This window comes from Paenibacillus sp. J22R160, assembly GCF_059692135.1.
In genome coordinates this window covers 38,925-51,176 of the sequence record NZ_JCAUAU010000019.1, presented here as the reverse complement: position 1 = coordinate 51,176, position 12,252 = coordinate 38,925, and the positions used below count along the sequence as shown (strand labels likewise).

Sequence of the window (12,252 nt, the reverse complement as noted above, 5' to 3'; positions counted from 1 at the left end):
AAAATAAAAAAAAGAAACTTTCTCCAATATAACCCAGTCTGGAGAAAGCTTCCATGGTACTATTTTCCTGTTTTCTTACGCATCATATCCCATTTTCTTACAGGAAATTCCGTTTTAAGTTTAATCACTTGAAGCGGATGCCTCGCTGCATCCAGCTCCTGACCCTCTTCATTCCAGATTACGCCAACCTTTTGTTTAAAATGCGTGCCTTCTGGTCCGAAGAACTCAATTTCCTGCCCCGGTTTGAAATGATTTCGTTGCTGAATCAGCGCGGTGCCCGTTGCCTCGTCATAGGACATCACAAGACCGACGAAGTCAAAACCGACTACTTTATCCTCTGGTTCAAAAATGTGATCTTCAGGACCTGGAGCTTCGTAGAAGAAGCCCTCATTCAAAGGTCGATTGGCCGCTTTATGGATCTCCTCCTGCCAAACAGGATTGAGTTCGAAATGTTCCGGATCCTCAAAGTAAGCATCAATGGCTTGTCGGTAAGCATTAACAACCGTCGCCACATAATGAATGCTCTTCATCCTTCCTTCAATTTTGAAGCTATCTACACCGGATTCAATCATATCGGCAATATGTTCAATCATGCTGAGATCCTTCGATCCCATCGTAAAGGCATCATCTTCATCGGCAAACAAAGGCAAATCCGTCGCCAGCGGCGATGATTCAGGCTGATCTTTGGCAAATAGATCATATTTCCAACGGCATGATTGCGAGCAGCCTCCGCGGTTAGAGTCGCGATCCGTGAAATGATTGGAAAGCACGCATCTGCCGGAGTAAGAGCTGCACATCGCGCCATGAATGAAAGCTTCAATCTCAACATCGACATGCGTTTTAATCTGATCAATTTCCTCCATGCTCACTTCGCGGGCCAGAACCACACGTTCAATGCCTTGCTCTTTCCAGAACTTCACCGTTTGCCAGTTCATCACTGACTGCTGCGTGCTCACATGAACTTCCAGCTTAGGCGCCACTCTCCGGCATGTTTCCATAATAATCGGATCCGCTGCGATGATAGCCGAGATGCCAACCTCTTGAAGTCCCCGTAAGTACTCATCCAGCCCTTCAATGTCCTCATTATGCGCGTAAATGTTCGTTGCAACGAACACTTTAGCCCCGTACCCGTTCGCAAACTCAACCGCTTCACGCATTTCTTCAAGCGAAAAGTTGTCTGCGCTAGAACGGAGACCATATTTCTGCCCGCCAATATATACCGCGTCGGCTCCGTAGTGGATGGCGAATTTCAATTTTTCCAAATTGCCCGCAGGGGCTAGTAATTCCGGCTTATGCAGTCTAACACGCTTTCCTCTCGCTCGTGCTTCTAATGCTGTCGTCATCTCGAAAACGCACCTTCTTCCATCTATCAATATACCTGTTCTTTATAGAAAAACCCGTACGACAATTCGCGTTCAGGGTCTTGCAATGCTGCTATAGCATCCAGCCATTCCTGCTGGAACTCAAAGTTTTCAGGGTTTGCCGCATAAGCGTCAATCACAGCACGATAGCTGCGAACAACCGTTTCGTTATACTCGGGTGATTTCAAAAGACCTTCGATTTTGAAACTATCGATACCGCCATCCATAAGCTCAGGCAAATTTTCCAGCATGCAAAAATCCTCAGAACTCATGATATGCGTGCCATTACCATCCTCATACACAGGATAACGCTGATCACGGCGTTCATGCTCAATTAGGAACAGTCCGCGTTCAATGGAGCGATCCTCCGTGGATGCATCTTTCCCTTGGTGTTCGATATAATTTCTCACTAACTCTCGCTTAGAGTGATAAATATTAGTGATACCATGTACTTGAACTTCAACGGCTAACTCCGTATTCTCCTTAAAAGCCAATACCTGCTCCATGTTCAGCTCTCTAGCCAGCACAACCCGGGTTGCACCTTGTCTGCCCCAATAATTCGCTGTCGCGAAATTGGTTGAAGTCATCTCAGCATTCCAATGCAGTGCTAGCGGCTTGGGTAAAGTGCGCGCAGCCATAAGCACTGCGGGATCGCCGAAAATAATGCCATCTACGTTATACTCCTGCAGCTTGCTTAAATACTCTGACAGCCCCTCCAAGGAGTCGTTGTCAAAAATTTTGTTCACAGACACATACACCTTTACCTGTTTCTCGTGGGCCCAAGCTACTGATTCTCTGATCTCCTCTAGCTTAACGTCTCCAGGCAGACGCATAGCGTAGCGCTCTTCTCCAATGATCACGCTGTCTGCGCCGGCGTCAATCATTCTTTTTAATTCAGCGACAGTGCCGCAGCTAATTACTAACTCTGGTTTTTTCACTTGCTTACCCTACCTTCTGTCAGCTTCCTAACGTGGTATTAATTCGCGGCCTTTTTACTTTCCGCAATATTCTTCTTGTGCTCCTCAAATGTCTCCGCGAACAAATGCCCTTTCGTGCCGTCTTTCTTCGTTACATAAAACAAATATTTCGTTTCTTGCGGATAGATCGCAGCTTTCATAGAGGCAAGGCTCGGACTGGCAATAGGCCCCGGGGGCAGCCCTGTATTCAAGTACGTATTATAAGGGCTTTGTATTTGCAAATCCTTTTCCAACAACCGGTCCTTGGACTTATCAAATAAATATTGTACCGTAGCATCAATTTGCAGGGGCATATTCTTTTTCAATCTGTTTTGGATAACACCAGAAACAAGAGAGCGCTCTTCGTCCTGAACAACCTCTCGCTCAATTAAAGATGCGATCGTCAGCATCTGATGCACGCTAAGTCCGCGCTCCTGGAGCTTATCCTTCCAGTCTGGCGGCAGCGTTGCAAGCTTTTTGTCCAGCTGCTGCAGCGTTCGCTCAATGAACTCTTGTTCCGTCGACCCCTTCTTAAACTCATAGGTTTCCGGGAACAAATACCCTTCAAGCCGGTGCTTCAAATTCTTGTTGTCCGGAATGGCGCTCGCGGCGGTTTCATCTGTCAGGCCTGCAGGTGCATCTGCCAGCTTCAGAAAAACATCTTTGTCCCACGGTGTCTGTTCACTTAACTTAGAAGCAATTTGATCAACGGTGTATCCTTCAGGAATCGTTATACGAATAACCTCTTCCTTAACGGTTTCCCCTTTATTCAGCTTTTCAATCATCTCATCAAACGTTAAGCCGGGCTTCATCTCGTATTCGCCTGCTTGAAACCTGGAGCCCTGCTTCTTAACTTTTAGATAATACGTAAAAATGGATGAGTTCTTAATAAGTCCCTTCGTTTCAAGCTCTTTCGCGATTTGTACAGATCCAGCTCCTTGGGGAATAGACACCCTCACTTCTTGCTCAGAGGCTGCAACTGGCTGCAGTGCATTTGCAATATATAATCCTATACCGCCTGCTGTCCCGATAATGATGAGCAGAAACAGACCCGCAATCAGAAGAGTTAGCTTCAGCTTCTTTCGTTTCGTCGTATTCCCTGCGCTTTCTTGATCAAACATGTTGTTCACGATGATCCTCCTAAACGTTTTGCAGCACCAAAACCCTGCTATCGCAAACTCTCCAAGCAAACAAAAACGAGCGGATGCGCTCCGCTCGGTTGTTTACTTCTTACAAGTCATCCTGATCTGGAAATACCATCTCGTCGTAAAGCTCCGAAACGGTTTCGAATTCGTCGTCATCTTCGATGGTTTCCAGCTCGTATTCGCCGTCCGCATTCTGCGTCACTCGGAAAACCGCAACCTCGTCTTCCTTCTTGAGTTCATCGGATTGCAAAACCGCATACGTTCTATTATCATAAACGAATTCTTTAAGAAGATGATAAACCGTTGATTCATTTTGCTCATCAAACAAAATAATATCATCCCCGTAAGCTTTACGCAATACGTCAGAAAGCGTCGTACTCATGCTTCTTCTTCCTCATCGAATTCTGCCATTAATGTGTTAAAAGTTTCTTCCACGATATTCCACTCTTCTTCATCGTCGATGGTGAACAGCTTCAGATCTTCGCCGTCGTCATCTTCTTCATAACGGAATGCATACACTTCGTCGGATTCTTCGTCTCCTCCGTCAGTAGGCACCACCATCATGTACTTCTTGTCAGAACCGTCCACTTCGAATTTCATGATAACCTCGAACTCTTCTTCGTTGCCTTCATCGTCCGGGATGTAAATGATTTCTGGTTCCTCTTCACGCAATTCTTCTTTGGACATGTTCATTCACCTCTTCATATTGGCATCCATATACCCTTGCAGGATGATCTGTGCGGCCATTTTATCAATGACCTGCTTCCGTTTCTTCCGGCTCACATCTGCTTCAAGCAGCGTGCGAGTCGCCGCAACGGTCGTTAAGCGCTCATCCCACAAGTGTACGGGTACACTTAATTTTTGTTCTAATTCTTTCGAGAACTGGGTGGCCAATTCGCCACGAGGACCGATCGTGTTGTTCATATTTTTGGGTAAGCCAACGATAATTTTCGTGACACCATACTGTTCGACAATCGCAACCAGTCGGTCAATGTCTTCTCCTGGCTTACGACGATGTATAACTTCCAGCGCTTGTGCGGTCCATCCCAGCTCATCGCTCATCGCTACACCAATCGTTTTATCCCCATAATCCAAGCCTATCCATCTCATGCAATTCTCATTTCCTTCTATTTGTGTTGACCCAGATAAGCACGAACCAACTCTTCAATCAGTTCGTCCCGTTCCCGTTTACGAATGAGGCTGCGCGCATTATTATGCCGTGGAATATAAGCAGGATCTCCGGAAAGCAAGTACCCGACAATCTGGTTGATCGGGTTATACCCTTTTTCCTGAAGAGCATCGTACACCGCTAATAACACATCTTTGGGCGATGTCTCAATTTCTTCTGCTTTCACGTTGAACTTCATCGTTTTATCCATGGAACTCATCAGGAGCACCTCACTTTCCTTGTGATACCATTTGTAAAAATTTGAAAACTGTTCCTTGTATACTGGTTTATATTCTCTATGGGTTTAAAAATTCCTGTCCCCCAAAAAAATAATTATGCAAATTGTGACAGAAGTCCCTCAACACCGGATAATGCAGCCTGCAATTTGGAAGCGTCTTTACCGCCTGCTTGTGCCATATCTGGTCGGCCTCCACCACTTCCGCCTACTGCTGTAGCTACCTCTTTAATGATTTTACCGGCATGGAAGCCTTTTGCAACAAGATCTGGTGTAACGGCTGCAACTAAATTGACTTTGTCGTCAGCCACTGCGCCTAGAACGATAACAGCTGAGCCTAATTTTGTCTTCATTTCATCGACAATGTTGCGAAGAGAATCCATATCTGCTGCGTTCACTTGGACAGCTAGCATCGAAACGCCAACAACTTGCTTCACTTGATCCGTTAACGATCCTGCTTCAATACGGCCCAGCTTGCCGCGCAGCGACTCGTTTTCACGTGCTAGCTCCTTCACTTGCTGCAGAGCTGCTTCTACACGTTTTGGAACGTCCTGAACGTTCGTCTTGAGCATGCTTGCTGCTTCTTTCAACAATTGCAGCTGCCCGTCAAGGTACTCGTAAGCGCTGCGGCCAGAAACAGCTTCGATCCGACGTACGCCAGATCCGATTCCGGACTCGCTCACGATTTTGAATAGACCGATTTGCCCCGTGTTCTGAACGTGACAGCCGCCGCACAGCTCTAAGCTGTAATCGCCGACTTGCACAACGCGCACGATATCGCCGTATTTCTCGCCGAATAGTGCCATAGCTCCCATCGCTTTTGCATCAGCAATTGGTTTCAATGAAATATCGACATTGATGTTATTCCAAATTTGTCGGTTCACGCGCTGCTCAACATCCTGCAATTCTTCGCTGCTAATGCTGCCGAAATGCGAGAAGTCAAAACGCAAACGATCCGGTTCTACCAGGGACCCAGCTTGATTAACATGCGAGCCCAGAACTTCTTTCAGCGCTTTATGCAGCAAGTGGGTAGCCGTATGATTCTTAATGATATCCCCACGCTCAGCAGATGCTACGATAGCTTCTACCGTGTCACCTTTGCGCAGAACGCCAGACTCCACTACGACCTTATGAACATGCTGCCCATGAGGTGCTTTAATGACATCTTCTACCTTCAGCGTAACTTGACTGTTGCGGATTGTTCCGAAGTCGCTCACCTGACCGCCGCTTTCTGCATAGAAAGGTGTACGGTCCAGGACAACCTGGCAAGTCTCGCCTACGCCTACGATGTCAACAAGCTCATTCTCATGTACAATAGCTTCAATACTAGCAGTAACTACCAATTCATTATAACCAACAAATTCGCTTTTAACCGTCAATTCAGACAGCGGGCCGCCTTGTACCTTCATTCCGCCTTCTTTTTGACTAGCTGCTCTTGCGCGGTCACGCTGTTCTTGCATGGATGCGTCGAATCCTGCACGATCAACCGTTAAGCCTTTCTCTGAAGCGAAATCTTCCGTCAAATCGAACGGGAAACCATACGTATCATATAGTTTAAAAGCATCCGGTCCACTGATTTGATTCGTGCCGGCTTGACGCGTCTTTTCAACCATCTCCGCGAGGATGACCAAACCATCACTTAACGTTTCATGGAACCGCTCTTCTTCCGTACGGATGACCTTCTCGATAAACTCGCGTTTGTCTACTACCTCTGTGTAGTAAACGCCCATGATTTCACCGACGGTAGCAACCAGTTTGAATAGGAACGGTTTATCTTGACCAAGCACTTTCCCGTAACGCACAGCACGGCGCAGCAAACGGCGGATGACATAGCCACGTCCTTCATTAGAAGGAAGTACACCATCGCCGACGGAGAAAGCAACCGTACGAATGTGATCGGCGATTACTTTAAGCGCCACATCGTGGTCATCGTTCACATGATACGTCACACCTGTAAGCTCACAAGTCTTATCGATAATCGGTTTGAACAGATCCGTGTCAAAGTTGGAATCTACGTCTTGCAGAATCGAAGCGAAGCGCTCCAGTCCTGCTCCTGTATCAATATTTTTGTTAGGAAGCGGTGTGTAGCTGCCGTCCTTATTATGGTTGAATTGTGTAAATACAAGGTTCCACACTTCCAAGAAGCGTTCGTTTTCTCCCCCTGGCCAGCACTCAGGATCGGATAAATCGCCGTATTTGTCGCCACGGTCATAGAAAATCTCTGTACAAGGGCCACATGGACCTTCGCCGATGTCCCAGAAATTATCTTCTTTGAGCTTGTAGATACGCTCTTCCGGGATACCGATTTGTTTATGCCAAATCTCAAAAGCTTCTTCATCATCTTCGTGTACAGTAACGGAAATACGATTCGGATCAAAACCGATCCATTGTGGATCCGTCAAAAATTCCCATGCCCATGGAATGACTTCTTTTTTAAAGTAATCACCGATAGAGAAGTTGCCTAACATTTCGAAAAAGGTATGGTGACGGCGCGTTTTCCCTACATTCTCAATATCGTTCGTGCGAATACATTTCTGAGCATTGGTAATACGCGGATTCTCCGGGATTTCCCGTCCGTCCAAATAAGGCTTTAAGGGCGCAATACCGGCGTTAATCCATAGCAACGACGGATCATTATGCGGAACAAGCGAAGAGCTGGGCTCTACTTTATGCCCTTTACTTGCGAAGAACTGCAACCATTTGGAACGAATTTCACTTGCCTTCATCTCTCTCAAGCCTCCATATTTACCTATAATGTTTGAAAACAAACAAAAAACGCCCCTGTAACATACAGGGACGAATCATCGCGGTACCACCCTGGTTATTGCGTTTCCCTTCCACCCAGCTTGCGGCAGAGGAAATCAAGCAATCTCCTTGTGCGGATCTGTAACGGGTCCATCCGGTGGAGTTCATCCACACTCCGAAATTAGCGTTCAGCCATCCTAGCACCGAGAGGTTCTTCCAGCCGGATTCGCAATGAAAGCTGCATTCCGGAACCTCATCTCTGACAGTGGACTATGACTTACTTCAATTTCATCAACGCTTTTGCAGTAGATCTAGATAAGGCAAATTATAACTTTATGCCTGAACCGTGTCAATATTCATAAATGATCACGGAACCAGTTTGGTGTGGGCATCGTAAGTACAATACAAGAACGTTCCAACATATTCGCGAGGAAGTGATGCTAATGGATTTCTCAACACTTACGCTGCTAGGGTTAATTACACCTGTTTTTGTAATCGTGATCTATATTATGGCTAAAGCGCTCATCAAGAAGGAAATTCCGGATAGCCGATATAATCCTTTCGATTATATAACAGGTCAAACCCGCGTTGAATTTCAAGAGCAGAAGGAAGAAAAAGAAGAAAATACCGATCAAGGTGACGACAAAAATAAAGGTCTAAAAACGTAGTTGACAATCGTTCTCAACGGAGATATACTAAATTCATTGATAATGATTTTCATTATCGAACGAAGCAACATAAGAATCAACGTAACATTTATTCCGTAGCCCATTCGATGGTTTACGTACGCCACACCCTTTAATATCCTCAACCCTCGTGCAAAACCCCTGTGTACCATGATCCCGCAAGTCATGATGCACGGGGGTTTTGTGCGTCTATTTGTGCATTTACCTTAAACAGCTATGTCGTGGGCCTATGAACATAATGCAAGAACACGTGCTGAATAATAACCTTCATGACCGCGAAGAAGGGCACCGCTAATATTAATCCGACAATACCCGCTACTTCCCCGCCTACCAATAAGGCAAAGATAATAACCAACGGATGCATATGCAGCTTTTTACCCACCACCTGCGGTGAAATGACATTCCCCTCAAGAACTTGGACGGTTAAATTCACAAGCGCTACGAACAGCACCATTTTTAGCGAAATCGTTGAAGCCATGATGATCGCCGGCGCGGCTCCAAAAAATGGTCCAAGGTACGGAATGATATTGAAAACCGCCACAACGCTAGCGAGCAAAAGCGCATAAGGCATATCAATGAGCCAATACCCCAAATAGGCAAGCCCTCCAATAATGACGCAAACCAACAGTTGGCCGCGAATATAATTCCCAAGCGCAGTATCGATATCGATGAGGAGCTTAACCGTTTTCTTACGATGCTCCTTCGGTACGATAGCAAGCGCCGTTTTCTCGATAATCTGAAAGTCTTTCATCATATAAAAGGCCACGAACGGCACGATAAAAGCGATAAACAACATGCTGATCGTGCTTCCAATTTGATTCATGTAGTTTGATATGGCCATGGAAATGCTATTTTCCAACTTCGTTAATGAGTGGTTAAAGCCCGTTCGCACACTGTCAGGCAGCAGCCGATTCTGATTAAAGCCATCCACAATCGATTGTGCACGAATTTCCATCTGCGGCATGTGCTCATTCAACTCTGCGATTTGAGTCATAAATACGGGGGTCATATTCATGATAATGACAGTGAGTGATGAAATAAAAACGCAATAAATCAGCAGCACGGCAATCGTTCTCGGCACTTTGCGCTGGTTCAGCTTGTTCACTATCGGATTCAAAATGTAGGAAATAATCACCGCGATGAAAAATGGCGCTAATATCGCTTTTAAAAAGGTAAATAAGCTTAGTAAAATTGGTTTAATTAGCAGCAGCATATACACACATGCCAGTGCCAGAAGCAGGTACACCAGCCCTACAAACCAGCGATTTCTCCAAAAACGTTCCATCTCGTTCACCCCAATGATTCTAAATATGTCTACGCTCATACAGTATATGTACATGCTGGTCAAATTAACCTTGTGAACGAAAACAAAGAGACGCTACTTCTTGGGCACAGATGTGCCTAAAAGTAACGTCTCCGTTTGCTATTATGATTAATTAGCGTGTTCTTGGATCAATGGCATTTCTTCTTCAAAAAATAAATCATCCAGAGAACTTAGCGTACCGTCTTCCTCTACTTGATACACGGACATTTTCTCTCCGTTAACGCTGAGTTCGATAAAGCAACCCCAGCAATAAAATTGATGGGAACCGATCTTTCCAATATCTTTGGAATTACAGTTTGGACAACGCATCTTGCTCACCCTATTCTTCTTTGGATACGAAGAGTTCTTCTACTTCCTGAGAGCAATGTACAGGCACTATAATGGCATCTTCACCTTTGGTTGCCGAATCCGGCATGGGAAGCCATTTACGCCCTTCCTTTAAATCAGAAATAAACCCTTCGGACAATTCATAACCTACTATTTGTTTACCCCAATCTTGGTTTAAATAAACATCTTCTACCACGCCTAATTTGTCTCCACCGACTGTAACGACTGGAAGACCTTTAATTGGGTGGCTTCCTTCCAGAAAAGCATGGCATTCATCTGCCTGCTCAAACTCGACTATGACATTTTGGTTCGGTATGGTAACGGCATCTTCGCCTGCAGCGACAACTCCATCCCACGGTACGTACCGTAAGGAGGAAAACCACATCTTTGCTTCTAGAATAATGCCTCGTATGTTCCATTCAGGGTCAATCATCAAATCTTTTACTTGGCCAATTTGTTTACCGGAATCTACCGTCAGAACGGGAAGTCCGATCAAATCATGCGCTCTGCGCAAGGTGTTTTCCTCCTAGAACCACCCGGTACTAATTAGTACGCAGCCGTTTGACAATGGTTGCAATTTTCTGGGCAGCTGTTTCAATTTGATCTTTAGAATTCCCCATTCCAAAGCTAAATCGAACGGCAGAGGCTATAACATTTTCTGGGAGTTTCATCGCTTGTAGAACGTGAGACACCTCAAGTGAACCTGAGGTACACGCAGAACCGCTTGCTGCAGCCACATCTGCTAGATCAAGATTCATAAGCAGCGTCTCTGTGGATACGCCAGGAAAGCTGATGTTCAGAATATGCGGAGCTTGATGCTCGGCATGTCCATTTATCGTAAATTGATCACGGCCTAATTGCTGCTCCAAACTAGCAACCATACACTGTCTAAGCTCAGCAGCTTGCTCATAAAGGGTATCTGTCATAGGGAGAAACATCTCAATTGCCTTGGCAAACCCTGCTATAGCAGCTACATTCTCTGTTCCCGCACGACGCTTTCTTTCTTGTGCGCCACCATACACATGAGGAACAAGCTTCGTGTTCTTGGACACATACAAGGCACCCACACCATTAGGACCATAAATTTTATGAGCAGATAAGCTTAGTAAATCAATCGGCAATTCATGAAGATTCAGCGGCAATTTACCTAAGGCTTGAACGGCATCAACGTGAAAAGGAATGTTCCGGCTTCGCGCTAACCGGCCAACTTCTACAATCGGTTGAATCGTACCAATTTCATTATTCACATACATGATGGAGATGAGAGCCGTATCGGGACGAATAGCCGACTCCACATCTTCGACTTGAATAAGACCAGTCGGACCTACTGGAAGGTAAGTGACCTCGTAACCGAGGTTCTCCAGCCGTTCACAGGGATGCAGAACGGCATGGTGCTCTATCTCTGTCGTAATGATATGTTTCTTGCCATTATTGCTCGCATGGATGATCCCAAAGATCGCCATATTGTTGCTCTCAGTCCCGCCGCTCGTAAAGATGAGCTCACCAGGGAGGCAGTAAAGCGACTTCGCCATAGCGTCACGAAACCGGTTAAGTGCTGTTCTCGTCGCTCTGCCGAAGCTATGCGTGCTGGAAGGATTGCCAAAATAGGCTGTATAATAAGGAAGCATCGCTTCCATAACGTCGGGATGCACCGGCGTGGTCGCCGCGTGATCAAGATAAATAGGATTCATAAAATCACCTTTAAATATAAAACATGTAATTGTCGTGCTGACCTGCGTCTTCGAAAGAGATTAGGTTCGCAAGCGTTGTAGAATCTAGTACTTCCGCAATGCTGTCACGGATACGGATCCATAAGTCGCGCTTAGCCGGGTCATCTTCTTCCGTAAAGTCAACAGGACTAATCGGTCCTTCCAACACGCGAATCACTTCACCTGCTGTCACTTGATCAGCAGCCTTGGAGAGAATATATCCACCGTACGCTCCACGAATGCTTTTGACCAATCCCGCGTTACGCAAAGGAGCAACAAGCTGCTCGAGATAGTGCTCGGATAGCTGATGCTTTTCGGCAATACTTTTGAGTGAAGTCGGACCTTCACCTACTCGATTGGCCAGCTCCATCATGATCGTTAAACCATAGCGGCCTTTTGTGGAAATTTTCAAAATTACACCTCATTCAACATTTATGCCATCAAGGGGGCTAATTGATATTACGAGAAATTGTGAGTTGTTTACCTTCTGCTTTGTCCATATTCAGACATCATGCTCGTCCCTATCTAGGTAAACAGCGTTTCCATTTTTAACAAAAACATTCCTAAACATCCGTATATCGTATCTATGGTATCAT

At 45.6% G+C, this 12,252-nt stretch carries 14 protein-coding genes; 1 reads left to right on the top strand and 13 read right to left on the bottom strand.

Features of this window, described 5'->3' with window-relative positions:
• Window positions 1-59 precede the first annotated feature (59 nt).
• From AC58UW_RS26600 to alaS, 8 genes are all read right to left on the bottom strand, one after another.
• Entirely contained in the window at window positions 60-1,343 is a 1,284-nt protein-coding gene (locus tag AC58UW_RS26600; RefSeq protein ID WP_497423567.1) for a peptidase U32 family protein, read from the bottom strand.
• Between the two features lie 26 nt (window positions 1,344-1,369).
• On the bottom strand, window positions 1,370-2,299 hold the full coding sequence (locus AC58UW_RS26595; RefSeq protein WP_497423566.1) for a peptidase U32 family protein: 930 nt from the start codon (window positions 2,297-2,299) through the stop codon (window positions 1,370-1,372).
• 38 nt (window positions 2,300-2,337) lie between these two features.
• Window positions 2,338-3,438, bottom strand: coding sequence for an endolytic transglycosylase MltG (gene mltG, locus AC58UW_RS26590; protein WP_497423631.1), 1,101 nt, complete (start codon window positions 3,436-3,438; stop codon window positions 2,338-2,340).
• A 109-nt stretch (window positions 3,439-3,547) separates the two neighbouring features.
• A complete protein-coding gene (locus AC58UW_RS26585; RefSeq protein WP_497423565.1) occupies window positions 3,548-3,844 on the bottom strand; it encodes a DUF1292 domain-containing protein in 297 nt (98 codons plus the stop codon).
• Window positions 3,841-4,149, bottom strand: coding sequence for a DUF1292 domain-containing protein (locus tag AC58UW_RS26580; RefSeq protein ID WP_056610485.1), 309 nt, complete (start codon window positions 4,147-4,149; stop codon window positions 3,841-3,843). The genes AC58UW_RS26585 and AC58UW_RS26580 overlap by 4 nt, the downstream gene beginning before the upstream one ends.
• A gap of 6 nt (window positions 4,150-4,155) precedes the next feature.
• Complete coding sequence (ruvX, locus tag AC58UW_RS26575; protein ID WP_497423564.1) at window positions 4,156-4,572, bottom strand: Holliday junction resolvase RuvX; 417 nt, start codon at window positions 4,570-4,572, stop codon at window positions 4,156-4,158.
• Window positions 4,573-4,589: 17 nt separating this feature from the next.
• Window positions 4,590-4,850, bottom strand: coding sequence for an IreB family regulatory phosphoprotein (locus tag AC58UW_RS26570; RefSeq protein ID WP_028555746.1), 261 nt, complete (start codon window positions 4,848-4,850; stop codon window positions 4,590-4,592).
• 113 nt (window positions 4,851-4,963) lie between these two features.
• Entirely contained in the window at window positions 4,964-7,591 is a 2,628-nt protein-coding gene (gene alaS / locus AC58UW_RS26565) for an alanine--tRNA ligase (RefSeq protein ID WP_497423563.1), read from the bottom strand.
• 381 nt (window positions 7,592-7,972) lie between these two features.
• Here alaS and AC58UW_RS26560 point away from each other — a divergent pair, with 381 nt between their 5' ends.
• Window positions 7,973-8,278: a DUF3951 domain-containing protein gene (locus tag AC58UW_RS26560; protein ID WP_497423562.1), complete on the top strand. Its 306-nt coding sequence runs from the start codon at window positions 7,973-7,975 to the stop codon at window positions 8,276-8,278.
• 232 nt (window positions 8,279-8,510) lie between these two features.
• Here the strand turns inward: AC58UW_RS26560 and AC58UW_RS26555 are convergent, their stop codons facing one another.
• The 5 genes from AC58UW_RS26555 to cymR all read right to left on the bottom strand — a co-directional run bounded on the left by AC58UW_RS26555 (window position 8,511) and on the right by cymR (window position 12,068).
• Entirely contained in the window at window positions 8,511-9,581 is a 1,071-nt protein-coding gene (locus AC58UW_RS26555) for an AI-2E family transporter (protein ID WP_497423630.1), read from the bottom strand.
• 147 nt (window positions 9,582-9,728) lie between these two features.
• Window positions 9,729-9,929, bottom strand: coding sequence for a YrzR-like zinc ribbon domain (locus AC58UW_RS26550; protein ID WP_079419326.1), 201 nt, complete (start codon window positions 9,927-9,929; stop codon window positions 9,729-9,731).
• Window positions 9,930-9,939: 10 nt separating this feature from the next.
• Window positions 9,940-10,461, bottom strand: coding sequence for a PRC-barrel domain-containing protein (locus AC58UW_RS26545; RefSeq protein ID WP_497423561.1), 522 nt, complete (start codon window positions 10,459-10,461; stop codon window positions 9,940-9,942).
• A gap of 28 nt (window positions 10,462-10,489) precedes the next feature.
• Entirely contained in the window at window positions 10,490-11,638 is a 1,149-nt protein-coding gene (locus tag AC58UW_RS26540; protein WP_497423560.1) for a cysteine desulfurase family protein, read from the bottom strand.
• Window positions 11,639-11,648: 10 nt separating this feature from the next.
• Window positions 11,649-12,068 (bottom strand): cysteine metabolism transcriptional regulator CymR, encoded by a 420-nt coding sequence (gene cymR / locus AC58UW_RS26535; protein ID WP_477499454.1) that lies wholly within the window; start codon window positions 12,066-12,068, stop codon window positions 11,649-11,651.
• Between the last annotated feature and the right edge of the window lie 184 nt (window positions 12,069-12,252).